This is a genomic window from Brevundimonas sp. DC300-4 (assembly GCF_049897365.1).
Classification (GTDB): Bacteria; Pseudomonadota; Alphaproteobacteria; order Caulobacterales; family Caulobacteraceae; genus Brevundimonas.
This window is the reverse complement of sequence record NZ_JAFCWC010000006.1, coordinates 131140-149707: the sequence shown is the minus strand read 5'-3', so window position 1 is coordinate 149707 and position 18568 is coordinate 131140. Positions and strand designations below refer to the sequence as shown.

General features: G+C 68.7%; 15 protein-coding genes. 7 read left to right on the top strand and 8 right to left on the bottom strand.

Annotated features, from left to right (window positions below):
- The gene (locus tag ACP7AZ_RS11850; RefSeq protein WP_426038854.1) at positions 1-1104 is read right to left on the bottom strand and encodes a phytase; all 1104 of its coding nucleotides are present in this window, start codon (positions 1102-1104) and stop codon (positions 1-3) included.
- Positions 1105-1356: 252 nt separating this feature from the next.
- Here ACP7AZ_RS11850 and ACP7AZ_RS11845 point away from each other — a divergent pair, with 252 nt between their 5' ends.
- The 5 genes from ACP7AZ_RS11845 to ACP7AZ_RS11825 all read left to right on the top strand — a co-directional run bounded on the left by ACP7AZ_RS11845 (position 1357) and on the right by ACP7AZ_RS11825 (position 9088).
- Entirely contained in the window at positions 1357-4074 is a 2718-nt protein-coding gene (locus tag ACP7AZ_RS11845) for a TonB-dependent receptor (protein WP_426038853.1), read from the top strand.
- 204 nt (positions 4075-4278) lie between these two features.
- On the top strand, positions 4279-6144 hold the full coding sequence (locus ACP7AZ_RS11840; protein WP_426038852.1) for an ATP-binding protein: 1866 nt from the start codon (positions 4279-4281) through the stop codon (positions 6142-6144).
- A 74-nt stretch (positions 6145-6218) separates the two neighbouring features.
- Positions 6219-6728: a hypothetical protein gene (locus tag ACP7AZ_RS11835; RefSeq protein ID WP_426038851.1), complete on the top strand. Its 510-nt coding sequence runs from the start codon at positions 6219-6221 to the stop codon at positions 6726-6728.
- A gap of 142 nt (positions 6729-6870) precedes the next feature.
- The gene (gene lpdA, locus ACP7AZ_RS11830; protein WP_426038850.1) at positions 6871-8295 is read left to right on the top strand and encodes a dihydrolipoyl dehydrogenase; all 1425 of its coding nucleotides are present in this window, start codon (positions 6871-6873) and stop codon (positions 8293-8295) included.
- Between the two features lies 1 nt (position 8296).
- Positions 8297-9088, top strand: a complete 792-nt coding sequence (locus ACP7AZ_RS11825; protein WP_426038849.1) for an SDR family oxidoreductase — start codon at positions 8297-8299, stop codon at positions 9086-9088.
- On the opposite strand, the gene ACP7AZ_RS11820 is transcribed toward ACP7AZ_RS11825, so the two are convergent.
- The gene (locus tag ACP7AZ_RS11820; RefSeq protein WP_426038848.1) at positions 9085-10089 is read right to left on the bottom strand and encodes a retropepsin-like aspartic protease; all 1005 of its coding nucleotides are present in this window, start codon (positions 10087-10089) and stop codon (positions 9085-9087) included. The genes ACP7AZ_RS11825 and ACP7AZ_RS11820 overlap by 4 nt on opposite strands.
- Positions 10090-10309: 220 nt before the next feature.
- Between ACP7AZ_RS11820 and ACP7AZ_RS11815 the strand changes: the two genes are divergently transcribed.
- Positions 10310-10597 (top strand): hypothetical protein, encoded by a 288-nt coding sequence (locus tag ACP7AZ_RS11815; protein WP_426038847.1) that lies wholly within the window; start codon positions 10310-10312, stop codon positions 10595-10597.
- Here the strand turns inward: ACP7AZ_RS11815 and ACP7AZ_RS11810 are convergent.
- The 3 genes from ACP7AZ_RS11810 to fsa form a co-directional block, all read right to left on the bottom strand.
- Complete coding sequence (locus tag ACP7AZ_RS11810) at positions 10594-11556, bottom strand: tyrosine recombinase XerC (RefSeq protein ID WP_426038846.1); 963 nt, start codon at positions 11554-11556, stop codon at positions 10594-10596. The two genes, ACP7AZ_RS11815 and ACP7AZ_RS11810, sit on opposite strands and share 4 nt — an antisense overlap.
- A complete protein-coding gene (locus ACP7AZ_RS11805) occupies positions 11538-12248 on the bottom strand; it encodes a DUF484 family protein (RefSeq protein ID WP_426038845.1) in 711 nt (236 codons plus the stop codon). The genes ACP7AZ_RS11810 and ACP7AZ_RS11805 overlap by 19 nt, the downstream gene beginning before the upstream one ends.
- Positions 12249-12314: 66 nt before the next feature.
- Complete coding sequence (gene fsa / locus ACP7AZ_RS11800; protein WP_425989386.1) at positions 12315-12968, bottom strand: fructose-6-phosphate aldolase; 654 nt, start codon at positions 12966-12968, stop codon at positions 12315-12317.
- Between the two features lie 217 nt (positions 12969-13185).
- Between fsa and ACP7AZ_RS11795 the strand changes: the two genes are divergently transcribed.
- Entirely contained in the window at positions 13186-15348 is a 2163-nt protein-coding gene (locus ACP7AZ_RS11795) for a primosomal protein N' (RefSeq protein WP_426038844.1), read from the top strand.
- Positions 15349-15727: 379 nt separating this feature from the next.
- On the opposite strand, the gene ACP7AZ_RS11790 is transcribed toward ACP7AZ_RS11795, so the two are convergent.
- The 3 genes from ACP7AZ_RS11790 to ACP7AZ_RS11780 all read right to left on the bottom strand — a co-directional run bounded on the left by ACP7AZ_RS11790 (position 15728) and on the right by ACP7AZ_RS11780 (position 18465).
- Positions 15728-16564, bottom strand: coding sequence for a glutaminyl-peptide cyclotransferase (locus ACP7AZ_RS11790; protein ID WP_426038843.1), 837 nt, complete (start codon positions 16562-16564; stop codon positions 15728-15730).
- Positions 16564-17394, bottom strand: coding sequence for a TerC family protein (locus ACP7AZ_RS11785; protein WP_426038842.1), 831 nt, complete (start codon positions 17392-17394; stop codon positions 16564-16566). Before ACP7AZ_RS11785 ends, ACP7AZ_RS11790 begins: the two co-directional genes overlap by 1 nt.
- Positions 17395-17460: 66 nt before the next feature.
- Positions 17461-18465, bottom strand: a complete 1005-nt coding sequence (locus ACP7AZ_RS11780; protein ID WP_426038841.1) for a cation diffusion facilitator family transporter — start codon at positions 18463-18465, stop codon at positions 17461-17463.
- Positions 18466-18568 lie beyond the last annotated feature (103 nt).

Here is an 18568-nt window from a genome sequence, read left to right as displayed (position 1 = left end):
TCAATCGAGGCCGAGGGCCGCCTTGATCACGCGCCAGTCGATGTATTTGAAGTTCTGGGTGCCGACGTCGTTGACGTCGTCCTGCACGACCACCAGCCCTTCCGGGAAGGCGTCCGAGACGCGACCGCCCATGGCCGCCAGACCGTCTGTGCCTGTGACGCCGTCCACGACCCCGTCCTCGACCACGAACCGGCCCTTGTATTCGGGGGCGGCGCCGTCGATGCGCCAGACCGGGAAGGCGCTGTCGCCCTGGCTGGAGCCGATCAGATAGCGGGCCGCGCCGTCGGCGAGGATCGTCAACCCTTCTGCGTCGGCGACCAGTCTGTCGGTCTCGATGCCCTGGATCAGGGTGCGGACGTCGCCCGAGGCCGGGTCGAGGCCGTAACGCCAGACGCCGACATTCTCCTCGGCCAGATAGAGGGCGTTGGTCGCCTCGTCGGCGGCGCAGCCCTCGGAGATCGACCCGATCTCGAAGCGACGGACCTCGCGCGAGACCGGCCGGTCGGCGGCGTCGGTGGTCAGGACGAACTGGCGGACCTCGCCCTTGTGGCCGACCAGGATGGCATGGATCTCGCCGCTACGACGCGCGAAACAGAAGCCGTAGGGCTCGACCACGTCGGTGCGGATGGCGCCCCAGGGCCGGACGCCGTTCTGGCCCGTCCCGGCGGGATCGAACAGATAGAGGGACACCCCCTCCCTGCCCGGGGTCCGGTCGCTGGCGCCCAGCACGACCTGAGGCCGGCCGGCGACGGTCAGTCCTTCGATCGCATCGCCGTTGTTCAGCAGCCCCTCGGGCAGGAACTGGAGCACGACGCCGTCGAAGCCGTAGATGTAGAGGCCGGCCTTCTTGTCGGTGCCGGCGACGAAGCCGGCGGTGGTGGTTCCCATGACCTCGACCGGTCGCTGACCGACCCAGATGGCGGGATCGTCGGCCGCATCCTCGCCACCGCCGGTGCCGACCGACGGCGTTTCCAGCGCCGCCCGGACGCGGACGCCGGCGCCCACCAGACCTTCGCCCTCGCCCTGGTAGTCGACCTCGTGGGTGGCGCAACCGACGAGGAGCAGTGAGGCGATTGCAGCGGTGCAGAGGCCGATCTGGCGCATGGCGGATCCTCAATGAAAGGGCGTGGCGCGGCGGCGCAGACCACGTGGGAAACCGCCGGTCAACCCCGGGCTCCGGCTTTCTCGGACGGCCGCAGCGGTCATTCACCGTCTACGGAAGAACTGTCACATCCTGGCCAGGCAACCGCTACCACAGCGTCGCACAAGCGTCGCTGTGGCGTCGTCGCTGTGGCTTAGCAGCGGCCTCCAGAGCCGACGGCCGGGGGGTCGATCGGACCATCGGGGATGCTCAAAATGAAACGCGCACTTCTGCTGGGGGCTGCTGTCGCGCCCCTGCTCATCGGCAACGCCGCCTTCGCTCAGGTACAGGCCGCCGATCAGGTTGACGAAATCGTCGTCACCGGCCGCCGGCCGATCGCCGAATCCGAAGCCGCCGCCCTTCAGGTCCAGCGCAACTCCGACAGCCTGGTCAGCGTCATCGCTTCCGACGCCGTCGGCCGTCTGCCCGACCAGAACATCGCCCAGGCGATCGCCCGCGTGCCCGGCGCGGCCGTGGCCAGCGACCAGGGCCAGCCCCGCTACATCAGCCTGCGTGGCGCGCCGGTGAACTGGACCACCCTGTCGATCAACGGCATCGGCGTCGTCAGCCCCGAGGGCCGCGACACCCGCTTCGACAGCCTGCCCTCGGCCATCGCCTCGCAGATCGTCGTCAACAAGGCGGTCACCCCGGACCTGACCGGCGAGACCATCGCCGGCAACATCAACATCGTCACGCGCTCGGCCTTCGACTATCCAGGCCTGCGCGTCGCCGGCAAGCTGGGCGCCGGCGTCGTCGAACTGGGCGACCGCGAGGAATACGAAGGCCAGCTGGTCGTGTCGGACCGTTTCGACACCGGCATAGGAGAGATCGGCATCCTGGCCTCGGGCTCGTACTACGAGCGCAACATGGTCACCGACAACTATGAGATCGACTGGGAGATCGTGTCCCAGGACGTTCAGCCCGGCGGAGCCAACCGCCTGTGGGCGCGCGAGACCGAGAACAAGCTCTATCGCCTGACCCGCACCAACTATTCGCAATCGGGCCGTCTGGACTGGCGTCCGAACGACACGAACCGGGTCTTCTTCGAGTCCATCTACACCACATTCCAGGACGACGAGGCGCGCGACAACTTCCTGTTCGACATGGACGACCGTCAGGCCGATCCGTCGGTCCCGCCGCGCTCGGCCGCCGCGCCCTGCGCCGTCGTGCCCACGGGCGTCGTGACCAACACCGGCTATGCCGACAGCTGCATCGGCAACACCTCGCTGCTGGGCACGGTCTACGGCATCGACATCAACCAGCGCGCCACCCTGCGCGCCTACGAGCAGTCGATCTTCACCAATACCCTGGGCGGAGAGCATGAGCTCGGCGCCTGGAACCTGGACTGGCGCCTGAACTTCACCCGCTCGATCGACGATCGTTCGGTGGTCGGCGAAGCCCGCTACGAAAGCCCGTCGACCCGCAACCTGCGTCCGACGATCTTCTACGACTTCACCAATATCGACCGCCACAACATCGAGCTCTACAATACGATCACGACGGGAACAGGCGCGGCCACGACCTACAGCCGCGGCGCTCGCGTCACCAACATCGACGACTTCCAGCGCACTCTCACCCAGCTGACCTCGCTGCGGGCGATCGATGAAACCGAGGCCTACACCGGCCGTTTCGACGCCCGGCGCGAGCTGTCGCTGTTCGGGGCTGACGCCCGGGTCACTCTCGGAGGGCAGTACGATCAGCGCACCAAGGAATCGAACGAAAGCCAGATGGCGCTGACCACCGCCGCCCAGTTCGCGGCGGCCGGGGTGTCGACCACCTATTTGCCGGTCTCGCTCAGCACGCCTTTCATGGGCAGGATTCCGCTGGGCTACACCTTCCGCTATTTCGACCTGCAGGCCATGCGGGACCAGGTGTCGCGCGCCGCGGCCCTGAACCCCTACACGCCGATCAACGCCAACTTCTACAATGTCGAGGAACAGGTCGCGGCGGCCTACGGCATGGTTCGCCTCGGCTATGACTGGGGTTCGTTCCTGGCCGGCGCCCGCATCGAGCACATCACCAACACCGGCCAGGCGATCGTGGCCCTGGGCGGCGCCAACACCCGGGTCGAGGTCGAGAACGAACAGACGCTGGTCTATCCGAGCGTCCACGTGAACTACGACATCGACGAGGACCGCAAGCTGCGCCTGTCCTTCTCGACCGGCGCGGCCCGTCCCGACTACGACCAGCTGCGTCCGAACTTCACCTTCAACGACGCCAACCAGACCGTCTCGGGCGGCAACCCGGACGCCAAGCCGGAACGGGCATACGGCGTCGACGCCTACTATGAATGGTACGTCCAGCCGCAGGGGTTCTTCTCGGCGGGCCTGTTCTACAAGCGGGTAGAGGACGTGTTGTTCACCGACACGCGCCTGTTCAATTCGACCGTCCTGAACACCACGGGCACGGATCGTTCGCAGTATCGTCTGTCTACCCTCGTCAACGGCGGCGAAGGCTATATCTGGGGCTTCGAAGGCGCTTTCCAGCTGCAGCTGGACCCGTATGTCGAACAGCTGGAACTGCCGGAATGGATGGGCGGCTTCGGTTTGACCATCAACGTCACCGCCAACCAGAGCCAGGCCACCGCTCCGGACGGGTCGCGGGTGTCGCTGCCGAACACCTCCGACGTCGTCTACAATCTGGGCGCCTACTATGAGAAATACGGCCTGTCGGCTCGCCTGAACTTCCGCAAGCGCACGGCCTGGCTCGACGCCTGTGGTCCGGTCGCGGACGGCGGCAGCACCTACTGGGCCGCCGATGACGAGATGGACGCCTCGGTCCGCTATGCGGTCACCGACAACTTCGAGGTCTATCTGGACGCCTCGAACCTGACCAACACGCCGGGCCGTCGCTACTCTCGCGAAAGCCAGTACACGATCGAGTGGGAACGGTTCGGCCGTCGCTTCGACGCAGGTATTCGCTTCAACTTCTAAGGCGAATAAAACGTATCAAGACGGGAAGGGCCGGGCGGCGACGCCCGGTCCTTCTGCGTCAGTCGGGGATGCTTCTCCGGATCGCGCGAAAGCGACTGGACCCGCGCCGGGACAGGCCGTAACCGGCTTGTGACGCCGGGCGGCGCCGGGCTTGCAGTCAGCCGGTCGAACGCCGCGCCGCGTGCCAAGACAGGAAGACCGAACATGTTCATGGAAGGCGACATCGACTGGGTCCTCGTTCTGGGAATCGTCGCCGCCGTGACCTCGGTCATCGCCATTCTGGCTCTGGTGTTCGCGGTGACCAACCGCACCCGCCATGTCTCGACCTCGGATGAGCTGGGGGCGGTGTCCCGGGCCCGCGAGGCGGCCGAGACGCGGCTGTACGAGACCCTGAACGCCATTCCCGTCGCCCTGGTCCAGACGGATCGCGGCGGCAAATTCGTCTTCGCCAACCGGGCCGCCCACCAGCTGATGGGCCGCCGCGACGCCGAGCTGATCGGTCTGCGGTTCCACTCGGCGACCTGGGGAATCACCTATCCCGACGGCCGGCCCGTGCCGCCGGACCTGCTGCCCAGCGCGCGGGCCCTGCGCGGCCAGACGGTAAAGGGCTTTCAGCACATCCTCGCCAACCCGGCGACCCGGCGGAAGATGCTGGTCTCGGTGACCGCCATGCCGATCGAGGACGCCCACGGCCAGATCATCGGCTCGACAGCCGCCCTCGTAGAGACCGAAGGTCTGACCACGCCGGAAGCGTTCCAGCCCGAGACCGCGTCGGTCGCGGCCGGCGACGACCTGACCCGCCGCGTGTTCGAAGCTGCGTCCAGCGCCCTGGTGGTGGTGTCCGCTCACGGCGTGGTGCGCGAAGCCAATCCGGTGGCCCTGGCTCTGTTCGGGCGCACGCTCGATGTCATCGGCGCCGATTTCGCCGACCAGTTCCTGGGCGAGACCGAGCGGGTCGAGGGTCGCCAGAACCTGCGCGCCGCGATCAGCGCCCAGCCTGGTGAGGCCGATGGCATCGTCTCGACGATGGGCGGCGACAACGGCGTGGCCTGGCGCATCCTGCCGCTGAACGCACCGGACGAGGCGGTCGACGCATTGTTGCTCGCCGGCGATCCCGTCGTGCCGGAGACGGCGGTTGAGATCGAGGTCGAGTCCGCCCCCGTCGTTGAGTTTGAACCCGGCATGGCCCCCGCAGCCGTCCTCCTGGCCGAGCCGGCCGCCGCCCTGACGCCGCAACTGGAAGCCGCCGCGGCCCGCGAGGCGGAACTGCAGGCCGAGCTGGAAGCCGCTCGCGCCCAGATCGAAGCGGAACGGGCCGAGGCTCAACGGGCGACCAAAGAGGCGCGCGCACAGGCCCTGTCCCAGGTCGAGACCGGCAACGAGGCCTCGCGTCGGCTGGAGAGCGTCGGCCGCCTGACCGGTGGCGTGGCCCAGGACTTCAACGCCCTGCTGGCCGTCATGACCAGCGCGCTCGACATGCTGCTGAAGACCGCCGACGACCCGGCCCGCGTGCGACGTCTGGGCCAGGCGGCGCTGGCGGCCGGGCAGCGAGGAGAGGCCCTTACCCGTCGTCTGTCGGCCTTCTCGCAGGGCGAGGACGCCCATGCCCAGGTGCTGGATTCCGGCGTGTTGCTGCGCGCCATGGAGACCCGTCTGCGGGCCCTTGCCGGGCCGGGCGTCGATCTGTTGATCGAGGGGCCTTCCCACGCGGCGCCGGTGCGCGTCGATCCGGTCGGTTTCGAAGGCGCGGTCCAGGCGCTGGTCCGCAATGCGGTCGAGGCTCTGGGCGGCGCGGGATCCGTGGCCGTGCGGCTGGAAGCGCTCGCCGAGGGTGGGGCGCGGCTGACGGTGCGCGACACCGGCCCGGGGCTGGATGCCGCGACTGCGGCCCGTGCGCTGGAACCCTTCTTCACCACCCGCGACGGCGCGGCGGGTCTGGGCCTGGCCCAGGTTCACGCCTTCGCCCGCCAGTCCGGCGGCGCCCTGACCCTGACCGGGGCCGAGGGCGAGGGCGCCGAGGCGACCGTGATCCTGCCGCCCGTCGAACCGGCGATCGCGGGCGCGGCCTGACGCTTCACGGCTTGGCTTGGCGGGGCGGCGTGTTAGATTAACGAACGTCGTTTGATCGCGTTCGGAGCCCGGCCATGAAGATCCTTCGGTTCGTTCTGGTGCTGGCCGTGATCGGCTATGCGGGCTGGCTGGCCTGGCCTTTTCTTTCCACCTTCTTCGAGGGCGCCTCCACGACGGTAGCGACCGAGCGCGCCTCCGCCGTCGTCGAGACCGGAGGCGGCATCCCCCAGACGGCGCTGTGGATCGGAGCGGTGGCCCTGTATCTGGTTGCGGCCTTCATGCTCGGCGCCGGCAATCCGAAGGCGGCTGTGGCCTATTTCCTCGGCTTCCTCGCTGATGCGGTGCTGAGGCTGGCCATCGACCGATCGGGCGGCGGCGGTCCGGCCAGCGCCTCGATCCAGGCGGACGCCTCCGCCGGCGGAGGCGAGATCGCCCGACAGTCGGCCGAGGCGGTGGCCCCGATCGGCCTGTCGGTCGATCCGACCTGGCTGGTGCTGGGCATATTGCTGGTGGTCGGCCTCATCATTGTCGCCGTCTCGCGACGGAGGCGGCGACATCGTTCGCCCGGCCATCTCGCCGCCTGATCCACATTCTTCGTCGGCCTATCGCCCCTTGGGCTACTTGAGGCCGGAAGGGACCCCCATATCCCCGCCAGCGGTTGACCCGGAACGGTCAGGCGCTAGGACAGCGGCCGACTCCCCGACTGCGCCCGATACAGAGGTTCTCATGGCAGACGCCGCCCCCGCCGCTCCCGTTTCCTACGATGTCGTCGTGATTGGCGGCGGACCCGGCGGTTACAATGCCGCAATCCGGGCGGGGCAGCTGGGGCTGAAGGTGGCCTGCGTCGAAAAGGGCGAGACCCTGGGCGGCACCTGCCTGAACGTCGGCTGCATGCCCTCGAAGGCCCTGCTGCACGCGTCGGAACTGTTCGAGATCGCCAACAAGGAGTTCCCGACCCTGGGCATCGATGTTGGCGCCCCCAAGGTCAACCTGCCGCAGATGATGAAGCAGAAGGCTGAAAGCGTGACGGCCCTGACCAAGGGGATCGAGTTCCTGTTCAAGAAGAACAAGGCCGAGTGGATCAAGGGCACGGGCAAGATCGTCGGTACCGGCAAGGTGGAAGTCACCGCCGCCGACGGAACCGTCACGATCCTGACCGCCAGGAACATCGTCATCGCCACAGGCTCCGAGCCCACCCCTCTGCCGGGCGTGGACTTCGTCGAGGGCAAGATCATCGATTCCACCGGCGCACTGTCGTTGTCGGCGATTCCCAAGAAGCTGATCGTCATCGGCGCGGGCGTGATCGGGCTGGAGCTCGGTTCCGTCTGGCGTCGCCTGGGGGCCGAGGTCACCGTCGTGGAGTTCCTCGACAAGGTCGGCGCCGGCATGGATGCCGAGGTCGCCACCGCCTTCCAGCGCGGCCTGACCAAACAGGGCATGATCTTCAAGATGGGGACCAAGGTCACCTCGGCGAAGTTGGCCAAGGACGGCGTGGTCCTGACGCTGGAGCCCGCCGCTGGCGGCGCCGTCGAAACCCTGACCGGCGACGTGGTCCTGGTCGCCATCGGTCGTCGTCCCTACACCGCCGGGCTGGGCCTGGAGAGCGTCGGCATCGAGACCGACAAGCGCGGCTTCCTCGTCAACGACCATCTGAAGACCGGCAAGGACGGGATCTGGGTCATCGGCGATGCGACCCACGGCCCGATGCTGGCCCACAAGGCGGAAGAAGATGCCGTCGCCGTCATCGAGTTCATCGCCGGCAAGGCGGGCCACGTCGACTATGATCTAGTCCCCAGCGTCATCTACACCGGGCCGGAAGTGGCCTGGGTCGGCAAGACCGAGGAACAGCTCAAGGTCGCCGGCGTCGCGTTCAAGAAGGGCAAATTCCCCTTCACCGCCAACAGCCGCGCCAAGATCAACCACGAGACCGAGGGCTTCGTGAAGGTTCTGGCTGATGCGACGACGGACAAGGTGCTGGGCGTGCACATCTTCGGCCCCTCTGCCGGCGAGTTGATCGCCGAGGCCTGCATCACGATGGCTTTCGGCGGCTCATCGGAAGACATCGCCCGCACCTCCCACGCCCATCCGACCCGCTCGGAAGCTGTCAAACAGGCGGCTATGGGCGTCGAGGGCTGGACGATGCAGGCCTAGGGTGGACCTCCACCTTGCCGGCAAACGCGCGCTCGTCTGCGGCGGATCCAGCGGTCTTGGTCGCGCCGTGGCCGAAGCGCTGGCGGCGGAGGGTGCCCATGTCGCCCTGCTGTCGCGGGACGCGGAAAAGCTGCAAGTCGTGGCCGACGGGATCAATGCGACGTCGACCGGCCGAGCCGTGATCGTGACGGCCGATCTGGCGGATCACGCGGGCCTGCTGGCTGCGGTGGATACGGCCGAGCGCTTGCTGGGCGGGCCGATCGAGATCCTGCTGAACAACACGGGCGGGCCGCCGCCGTCGGGCGTCGCGGGGCTCGATCCAGACCTGTGGCGCGCTCAGTTCGAGTCCATGGTGCTGTCGGTTTTCCGTCTGAGCGACCGGGTCCTGCCGGCCATGCGCGCGGCGGGCTGGGGCCGCATCCTGAATGTCGCCTCGTCCTCGGCGGTGGAGCCCAATCCGATGCTGGGCGTGTCCAACACCCTGCGCGCCGGAATCACCGGCTGGGCCAAGAGCCTGGCGACCGAGGTGGCCGCGGACGGCGTGACCGTCAACACCCTCCTGCCCGGCCGTATCGACACGCCGCGTATCCAGCAGTTGGACAAGGCCGCCGCCGAACTCACGGGAGGCACGCCGGAACAGGCGCAGTCGAAGTCGGTCGAGAGTATTCCGGTCGGGCGGCTGGGCGATCCGGCCGAGTTCGGCGCCGTGGCGGCCTTCCTCGCCAGTCCGAGGGCGGCCTATGTCACGGGTTCCCTGATCCGCATTGATGGCGGAGCCATAAGGGCGATCTAGCGGCGCTCGATGGCCGAGGGCGTGGTTCGCGGCTGCAGCCCGCCGAAGCCCATGCGACGCGCGCCATAGTCGAGCTCGACCCGGCGGAAACGGTAGAGCACGTCGGCGCCGATCAGCAGCGCCGGCTGGTCGCCCAGCTTCAGGGTGTTGAAGGCGTGCAGCTCGGCGAACAGCAGGGGCGTGGCGCCCAGCTCATGCCGGCCGATCCTCAAGGTGTTCAGGCGACCGGCATAGGCGTCGATCGTCTGGCCGGTGACGCCGTAGAGCGGGATGGGCCGCGAACCCACCTGACCGCCGATGGCGCGCAACAGGGCGGTGTTGCCGATCGAATACTGGCCGCCGCTGTCGACGAACGACTGGACCGGGACGCCGTCGGCCACGGCGTTGGTCAGAATCAACTGGCCCGAGGAATCCAGTCGCGCCCGCGCGCCGCCTGGCAGGCGCGTCGGGATGACGGAGGCGGAGCCCCCCGCGTAGAAGGCGGGGCCCGAGGGCGTCAGGCTGACGGTCCGGTCCGCCAGGTTCATCGACAGCCGGAACTGGGACAGGATGTCCAGGCCCAGCAAGCCGTCGGCGGCCAGCAGCGACCGCTCGAACACGGGCATGACCACGTTGTTGAAACGTCGCCGCCCGAAAGTCACCCGCCCGGCCACGGCTGTGGGCGTCTCCTGGGCGGAGGTGATGCCGTGGACGACCACCGTGGGACCGGCCGGCAGACCCAGGGCCTCGGCCAGATCGCGGGCGATGGAGGTGCGCTCGGCGCCCGTGTCCAGCACGAAAAGGCGCGGGCTGCGGCCGTTCAGCCGCACGGCGGCAGCCATCCGGGTCAGCAGGTTCGCCGACAGCGACAGGGCTTCGGGCGGCGGGGCGGGCGGGGTGACGGCCTGTTGCGTGAAGCCGCCGAGACCGGTGAGCAGAAGGGCGCCGCCGCCCAGCATCAGCCGGCGGTCGAGGCCCTCGCGCCCGGGTTCGTCCCTGGTCTGCGTTGTCCGCTCGATCATGGCCGCCTCCCCGCAGCATTTGCCCGAGCCTAGGACGGCGGCCGGGGCGCGCCTAGCCTGCGCCGCGTTACCGATTGGTCATGTCGGAGTGCAGCCGGAGGGTGTATACCGGGCGTTCAGAATGGAGATTCCGATGTTGTCGATGCTGCTCCTTCTCACCGCCGCGTCCCAGACCGCCGAGATTCCTGCCCCTTCCCTTCGGCCCGGGACAATTCAAGAGATGATCGTGCCGGAGCGTCCTGCGCAAGAGAACGCCGCGCGGATGCCGGTCTTGAGCGACACCGGTTTCGGCTGCGACAGCGATGTCAGGTTGGCGACGTATCCGAATGCCGGAAACAGCCTTCTATGGCGCGACGGCGGCGACCCGGTCGGCCTCTATCGCCTGCTGGATCGCCGAGTGAACGGCTGTCCGGAACCGATCGTCGTCAACTACCGGGTGCCCGGCTCGAACGCGATCGGTCGTGAAGCCGTCGCGCCCGGACGCGGAGATCGCCTTCCGGCCCACTAGGCTCGTGGATGGGCCGCGGCGTAGGCGCCCAGCAGATGGGCGGCGTCGACGGCGGTGTATTTCTGGGTCGTGGACAGGCTGGCGTGGCCCAGCAGCTCCTGAATACTGCGCAGATCGGCGCCCGCGCCCAGCAGATGGGTGGCGAAGCTGTGCCTCAGTGCGTGGGGCGTGGCCGATGCCGGCAGGCCTAGTCGGCCGCGCAATTTCTGTACCGTCGCCTGCACATGGCGGGCGCTGAGCGGGCCGCCGCGACGGGCCCGAAACAGGGCGTCCGACGGCTCGAGCGGGAAGGGCTGGGCGGCGAGCGCGGCGTCAACCGCTGACCGCACGGCGGGCAGGACCGGGACCATCCGGGTCTTGCCGCCCTTGCCGGTGATGCGCAGGCTTTCGAGCAATGGCGCATCGGCGCGGGTCAGGCCGAGCGCCTCCGAGATTCGCAGGCCACAGCCGTAGAGCAGCGACAGGACCGCGACGTCGCGCAACGCCTCCCACGGTTCGGCGTCCGGATCGAGGGCGGGCTCGGCGAGCATGCCCCGGGCCTGATCGGCGCTGACCGGGCGGGGCAGGGAGGGCTTCACCCGGGGCCCGCGCACCAGGGCCAACTGGGGCGCGGGCGTGCCGCAGCGGCGGTCGAGGAAGACGTGGAAGGTGCGGATCGCCGACAGGGTCTGGCTGAGCGAGCGGGCATTGAGTGGCCCATTCTTGCAGGAATTGGCGCCGGAGCGTCGCTCGGCGAGGTGCGCGCGCAGTTCGGCGGCGGCGACGGTCCCGAGGTCGGCGAGACGCTGCGGCTCGCCACGATGGCGTTCGAGGAAGGAGAGATATTGGCGACCGATATGGCCGTAGGCCTCCAGCGTGCGGGGCGACAGGCGGCGCTCATGCGCCAGATGCTCAAGCCAGGCCGAGAGGGCCTCATTTGCGCTGAGGCGCCTTGGGGCGGTCAGTTGAGGATCGGCCATCGCTCGGCCGTGCGTTCGACGACCCGGGCGATGAAGGCGACCAGTTCGCAGCCCATGCCGGGGGTGAAGCCTTCTTCCTCGGGCGAGGCGAAGGCGCAGAGGCCGGGGCGGGCCTCTTCGGGGCGCTCGCCGCCGAGGTGCGGCGCCATGCGGATCAGGGCCACGGACCTGGCCTGCTCCGTCGAAGGGCCGAAAAGGTCGAGACCGTCGAACATGGGCCCAAGCCAGGTCAGCCCGTGGTCGCCGAGCAGGGTGTCGACGGCGCCGACCTCCAGCCCCCGCCAGCCGAAGGGCACGCCACCCGGCTTCTCGATGGCCATGGCGGCGCCCGCGAGGCCGAAGCGGCCCTGCGCCACCGCATCCAGCCTGCGGGCGAGATCGGAGTGGTTGCGCGACTCCATCAGATCCAGGGCCGCGACATGGGTCTGGGTCTGGGCGGCGAAGTTCGCACGGGCGACCGACTCGATACGTTTCCTGGCGTCGGCCTCGCGCTCGGCGGCTTCCTCGAGCCGGGTCAGGGCGGCGCGGCCGAACTCGACGACATTGCGCCCAGGCGGCTTCAGACCGACCTCCGCCAGCAGGGAACGGTCGTCCAGCAGGGTCTGGGGGTTGGCTTGCAGCCAGGCGCGGACGTCGGGCCAGTGAAGGTCGCCGGCGGCGAACAGGTCTGCGGTCTGGTCCCTGGACGTCACGTCGGCGCTCCTCCCGGAACGCCGGGTCGTAAACTACAGAATGGAGCGTCCCGGTTTGTCGATCCTCTAGAGGATCGACTGGCCCGTCTTGCCCCAGTCCGCCAGGAAGGCATCAAGACCCTTGTCGGTTAACGGGTGCTTGATCAGGGCCTTGAAAGTGTCTGCGGGCAGGGTGGCGGCGTCCGATCCGGCGAGCGCGGCGGCCGTCACATGGGCCGGGTGACGCAGGGAGGCGGCCAGAATCCGGGTCTCGAAGCCGTGGATGTCGTAGATCGCGCGGATCTCTTCCAGCAGCTCGATGCCCTGGGCGCCGTGGTCATCGAGGCGGCCGACGAAGGGCGAGACGTAGGTGGCGCCGGCCTTGGCGGCCAGCAGGGCCTGGGCGGCGGAAAAGCAAAGGGTGACGTTGGTCTGGACGCCCTTGTCGGCGAAGGCGCGGGCCGCGCGCAGGCCGTCCCAGGTCAGGGGCAGCTTCACCACGACGTTCGGGGCGATGGCGGCGAGCTTGTCGCCTTCCTTGACCATGGTCTCGAAATCGGTCGCCACGGCCTCTGCCGAGATCGGGCCCTCGACCAGGGCGCAGATTTCGGCGATGACCTCGGCGATGTTGCGCCCGGACTTTGCGATCAGCGTGGGATTGGTGGTCACGCCGTCCACCATCCCGGTGGGCAGCATGTCCTTGATGACGGCGACGTCGGCGGTGTCGAGGAAGAGTTTCATGGGTCCGGGTTTTAACGGCGTAGGCAGGCGAGAGCGAGCCTCTAAATCCTCCCCCGTCGGGGGCTTGCGGTCGGCTCGTGTACGAGCCGATCCTCAAGGCTCGAAGCGAAGCGGAGAGACGGAGGGGGCCCGATCCGGAGTCCGACGGAGGCGGCGGGCCCCCTCCACCCCCGCGCAAGCGCGCGGCGGTCCCCCTCCCCCGACGGGGGAGGAATAGGTGCAAGTCGCCTCGGTTCTCATTCCCCTGCCGGTGCACGAGGCCTTCGATTACGAGGTGGCCGAAGGCATGGACCTGGCGCGCGGCGATCAGGTCTCTGTGCCCCTGGGGCCGCGCCTGATGCGGGGCATCGTGGCCGAGGTGCGTGAGACGACGGGGTCGAACCGGCGGCTGAAGGCGGTCGAGGCGAAGCTGGACGATCCGCGTCTGCCGCCGGGGACCGTGGACTTCGTCGAATGGGCCGCGCGCTGGACCCTGAGCCCGCCCGGAGAGATGGCGGCGACGGCCTTGAAGGGACTGCGGGCGCCGAGGCCCCGGCCGGAGCGGCGGCTCAGGCGCGTCGGCGACCGGGTCCCGGCGCGACCCACGGCCGGGCGGACGGCGGTGCTGGAGGCGCTCGGCGAGACGGCGATGCCGGGGGCGGCGCTGGCCCGGGCGGCCGGGGTCTCCTCTGCCGTGGTCAAGGGGCTGGTCGACGAGGGCGTGCTCGAGGTCATCGAGATCGAGGCGGAGGCCGCCTTCGATCCGCCCGATCCCGACCATAGGCCGGCGACGCTGAACGCGGACCAGGCCGCGGCGGCGGACGTGCTGTCTGCGGCCACCGAGGCCGGCGTCTTTAAGCCCTTCCTGCTGGACGGGGTCACGGGGTCGGGCAAGACCGAGGCCTATCTGGAGGCGGTGGCGCGGACGCTGAAGCGGGACCCGTCGGCCCAGATTCTGATCCTCCTGCCCGAGATCGCCCTGACCCAGGCCCTGATCGAGCGGATCACCAAGCGGTTCGGGGCGGCGCCGGCGGAGTGGCATTCGGGGGTCGCGCCGCCGCGTCGGCGGATGGTGTGGGAGGCGGTGGTCGCGGGCCGCTGCAACATCGTGGTCGGGGCGCGCTCGGCCCTGTTCCTGCCCTTCACGAAGCTGAAGCTGATCGTCGTCGACGAGGAGCACGACGGGTCGTTCAAGCAGGAGGACGGGCTGGTCTATCACGGCCGCGACCTGGCCGTGGCGCGGGCGCGGATCGAGGGGGCGGTGGTGGTCCTGGCCTCCGCGACACCGTCGCTGGAGACCCTGTGGAACGCCCATCACGGCCGCTACGGCTGGCTGAGGCTGTCGAGCCGGCACGGGGCGGCGGTGCTGCCGGCGATCAGCCTGCTGGACCTGAGGCAGAACCCGCCCGACCCCCAGACCTGGCTGTCGCAGCCGCTCCGGGAGGCGATCGCGGAGACCTTGCTGGCGGGGGAGCAGACCCTGCTGTTCCTCAACCGGCGTGGCTATGCGCCGGTGGTGCTGTGCCGGGCCTGCGGGCATCGGATGACCTCGCCGGACACCGACAGCTGGCTGGTCGAGCACCGCTACACCGGGCGGCTGGTCTGTCACCTGACCGGCTTCTCGATGGTGCGGCCCAAGCTGTGTCCGTCGTGCGGGGCCGAGGACAGTCTGGTCTCGGTCGGGCCCGGCGTCGAACGGGTCGAGGAGGAGGTGCGCCAGCTTTTCCCGCAGGCGCGGACGGCTGTGTTCAGCTCCGACACCATCCCGGACCCCAGGGCGATGCGGGCCCTGATCCAGCGGATGACGGACGGGGAGATCGACATCCTGGTGGCGACCCAGGCCGCGGCCAAGGGCCACAATTTCCCGCACCTGACCCTGGTCGGGGTGGTGGACGCGGACCTCGGCCTGCGCGGCGGGGACCTGAGGGCGGCGGAGAGGACCTTCCAGCTTCTGACCCAGGCGACGGGCCGGTCGGGGCGGGCGGACAAGCCGGGTCGGGCGATCCTGCAGACCTGGACGCCCGAGCATCCGGTGCTGATGGCGCTGGCGGCCGGGGACCGGGACGCCTTCGTTGAGGCCGAGATGGCTGAGCGGGAGGCGGCCTCACTGCCGCCGCATGGACGGCTGGCCGCGATCATCCTGTCGGGCATCGACGCGATGGCGGTCGAGAAGGTCGCCAACGCCCTGGCGGCGGCGATCCCCAACGCGGAGCGGCTGGAGGTCTATGGCCCGGCCGATGCGCCCCTGGGGCTGATCCGGGGGCGGCGTCGCAAGAGACTGCTCGTGCGGGCGGACCGGGATGTCGACCTGCAGGGGTTCCTGCGGTCGTGGCTCAGCCGGGTGAAGGTGCCGGGATCCGTTCGGCTGACGGTGGATGTGGATCCGTACAGCTTCCTGTAGCGACCGTTCGTCCGGTGGGTGCGGACGTAAAACACCCTGACGAAACGGACGAAACGACTGGTCGGACGAGGGAAAACAAGGACTTGTGCGTGGGCGGTTTGTTCAGCGGACGAAAATCGGGCGGACGACGCGCTTCGCGGATTGAGATGTCAAAGACCTGACTGGGACGTGGGGTCGACGGCTGGCGGTCGCAAGAGGCGAGAGAGAATAAATTCCTGCAACCTGTTTCCTTCCTGCGCCGCAGGCGTGGGGAGGTGGCTCGAAGCGTAGCGAAGAGACGGAGGGATTCTCAGCGGCGGCAAGAACGCTTGCGGCAGCTCGCGCAGGGCTCGCTGCCACCTCCCCATGCGCAAGCGCGCACAGGGGGGGACTTGTGACGTCAGCGCGGGCCGGTCAGGCGGATCTCGAACAGTTTCGGCCAGTTCTTGCCGGTGACGAAAAGCCGCCTGTTCTCGGCGTCCCAGGCGATGCCGTTGAGGACGTCGTCCGAAGGATTGGCGACCGGGTCGGGCAGGATGCCGGTCAGGTCGATGACGCCGATGACCACGCCCGTGGCCGGGTCGATGCGGACGATGAAACTGGTTTGCCAGACGTTGGCCCAGACCTCGCCCTCGATGAACTCCAGCTCGTTCAGCCGCTCCAGCGGCCGGCCCATGTAGGTGACCGGGACCGAGCCGGTCTGTTGCAGGGTGACGGGATCGAGGAAACGCAGCGACGGGGAGCCGTCCGACAGGATGACCCGCGTGTCGTCGTGGGTCAGGCCCCAGCCCTCGCCGGAATAGGAGAAGGTCCCGGCCGGTTCGAGGTCGTCGATGTCCCAGACGAAGCCGTGGCCGCCCTGCCAGGTCAGGGTAATGATGCGATCGCCGACGGCGGTCAGGCCTTCGCCGAAGAACTGCATATCCAGATCGCGCTTCTGCAGGACCACGCCGTCCTCGAGGCGCACGCGGCGCACGCTGGACGGATGACGGCCCGTGCTCTCCAGCAGGATGCCGTCGTGGAACTCCAGGCCCTGGGTGAAGGCGGCGGGGTCGTGCGGATAGGTGGCGACGATATCGTAGCCGTAGCGCGGCGGTCGGGCGGGCTGGGTCGCGGGCGCGACGGCCTGCGCGACGGGGGCGGCGGGCGCTGACGTCTGTGCAACCACGGCCGGGGCGAAGGCGAGGCCGATCAGCCCCGCGAACGCCGCGACCGGACGGAACGCCCGCCCACGCATCAGTGGGCCGGGTCGGCGGCGGCTTCCGCCTCCGCTTCCCTCGCGCGCACTTCCGCCTGATCGGCGACCTGACGTGCGAGTTTGGCCTTCTCCTGTTTGGAGGTGGCTGAGCGTCCCAGCATGTTCAGCGCCTCCACCCCGGCCGAGAAGGCCATGGCGGCATAGATATAGCCCTTGGGCACATGGAAGCCGAAACCATCGGCGATCAGGACGAGGCCGATCATCAGCAGGAAGCCGAGCGCCAGCATGACCACGGTCGGGTTCTTGGCGATGAAGTTGGCCAGGGGGTCGGCGGCCAACAGCATGACGGTCACTGCGGCGAGAACGGCGACCACCATGATCGGCAGATGTTCAGTCATGCCGACGGCCGTCAGGATGGAGTCGATCGAGAAGACGAGGTCGAGGATGATGATCTGGACGATCGCCGAGCCAGCGTTGGAGATCATCACATCCTTCTTGTCGAGGACGTCATGCGACGGCGTCGGGTCGACCGTGTGGTGGATTTCCTTGGTGGCCTTCCAGATCAGGAACAGGCCGCCCGCGATCAGGATCAGATCCTTCCACGAGAATTCGTTGCCCATCACCGTAAAGACAGGCTGGATCAGGCCGACCAGCCAGGCGATGACCGACAGCAGGGCCAGGCGCATGATCAGGGCCAGGCCGATGCCGATGCGGCGCACGCGCTGGCGATGCTCGGGCGGAAGCTTGTTCGACAGGATCGAGATGAAGATCAGATTGTCGATGCCGAGCACGATCTCCATCACCACCAGGGTAACGAGGGCGGCCCATGCGGCCGGGTCGCTAAGCAGCGGGATAATGCTGTCGAACATCAAGGTCTCTCTGGCGGGAAGGATTTTCTCTGTAGCGCACGCCGCGCGGCGCAGTTCAAGCCCAGGCTAGGACGCAGGCCGCGTCGAAATGACTTCCGGGACCTGATTGACCAGGGCCCCCGCCCCGCCGCAGGCCATCACGGCGGCCCGGACCGCGGCATGGCTGGCGAGGCTCTGGGCCTCGACATAAATGCGGCCAGCCTGGGGGTAGGCGGCGCGGATGCGGTGCTCCAGCCGGGCGACCGTGTCCTCGACCTCGGCGGCGGTGAGGTCGTCGCGGAAGTCGAGGCTGAGGCAGACGAGGATCTCGTTGGGACCGAAATGCATGGTGCGGGCGTCGTTCAGCCCCATGACCCCGGGCGCGGCGCGGGCGATGGCCTCGATGCCTTCGCGGGTCGCAGGATCGGCCGCCTCTCCGGTCAGCAGGCTCTGGCTCTCGACGGCAAGGAAGGCGGCGGTGATCGCCAGGATGAGGCCGATGACGACCGAGGCGACTCCGTCCAGCACCGGCAGATCGAACAGATGGCTGCAGACCACCCCGACCAGGGCGACGACGAGACCGACCAGGGCAGCGGTGTCCTCGAACAGGACGGTAAAAATGGTCGGGTCCTTGGATGAGCGGATGACGGCGAAGAAGGGCCGGCCCTCGCGTTGCTTGTTGAAAGCGTTCAACGCCACCAGCCACGATGCGCCCTCGAACAGCACGGACAGGCCCAGCACGACATAGTTGACCCAGGCGTTCTGGATCGGCTCGGGCGACCGGATACGCTCTATGCCGTGGGTGATCGAGAGGACCGCGCCGACGCCGAAGATCAGGACCGCGACCACGAATGTATAGAAATAGAGCTGCAGCCCGTGGCCGAACGGGTGGCCGACGCTCGCCGGCCGGGCGGCGCGTCTGAGCCCGATCAGCAGGATGATCTGGTTGCCGGTGTCGACGCCCGAGTGGATCGCCTCTGACATCATGGCGGCCGAGCCGGTGAACAGGGCGGCGCCCAGCTTGGTCACCGCGATGGCAAGGTTCCCGGCCAGGGCGGCGAAAATGACGTTCTTTGAGGTTGAGGCTGCCATAATGTCGCAGTGGTGAGCGTGGGTGCGACCGTATCGTTCCCCGGCTTCGGTTGCGACAGCGAAAAGCCCATGCTATCAGGCGCCCGGCTTCCAGGGGGCGTTT

What these genes read in the sequence shown, in the direction of transcription:
- ACP7AZ_RS11850 (WP_426038854.1), bottom strand. Translation starts at nt 1,104, where the DNA reads ATGCGCCAGATCGGCCTCTGCACCGCTGCAATCGCCTCACTGCTCCTC.
- ACP7AZ_RS11845 (WP_426038853.1), top strand. Translation starts at nt 1,357, where the DNA reads ATGAAACGCGCACTTCTGCTGGGGGCTGCTGTCGCGCCCCTGCTCATC.
- ACP7AZ_RS11840 (WP_426038852.1), top strand. Translation starts at nt 4,279, where the DNA reads ATGTTCATGGAAGGCGACATCGACTGGGTCCTCGTTCTGGGAATCGTC.
- ACP7AZ_RS11835 (WP_426038851.1), top strand. Translation starts at nt 6,219, where the DNA reads ATGAAGATCCTTCGGTTCGTTCTGGTGCTGGCCGTGATCGGCTATGCG.
- lpdA (WP_426038850.1), top strand. Translation starts at nt 6,871, where the DNA reads ATGGCAGACGCCGCCCCCGCCGCTCCCGTTTCCTACGATGTCGTCGTG.
- ACP7AZ_RS11820 (WP_426038848.1), bottom strand. Translation starts at nt 10,089, where the DNA reads ATGATCGAGCGGACAACGCAGACCAGGGACGAACCCGGGCGCGAGGGC.
- ACP7AZ_RS11815 (WP_426038847.1), top strand. Translation starts at nt 10,310, where the DNA reads ATGATCGTGCCGGAGCGTCCTGCGCAAGAGAACGCCGCGCGGATGCCG.
- ACP7AZ_RS11810 (WP_426038846.1), bottom strand. Translation starts at nt 11,556, where the DNA reads ATGGCCGATCCTCAACTGACCGCCCCAAGGCGCCTCAGCGCAAATGAG.
- fsa (WP_425989386.1), bottom strand. Translation starts at nt 12,968, where the DNA reads ATGAAACTCTTCCTCGACACCGCCGACGTCGCCGTCATCAAGGACATG.
- ACP7AZ_RS11790 (WP_426038843.1), bottom strand. Translation starts at nt 16,564, where the DNA reads ATGCGTGGGCGGGCGTTCCGTCCGGTCGCGGCGTTCGCGGGGCTGATC.
- ACP7AZ_RS11785 (WP_426038842.1), bottom strand. Translation starts at nt 17,394, where the DNA reads ATGTTCGACAGCATTATCCCGCTGCTTAGCGACCCGGCCGCATGGGCC.
- ACP7AZ_RS11780 (WP_426038841.1), bottom strand. Translation starts at nt 18,465, where the DNA reads ATGGCAGCCTCAACCTCAAAGAACGTCATTTTCGCCGCCCTGGCCGGG.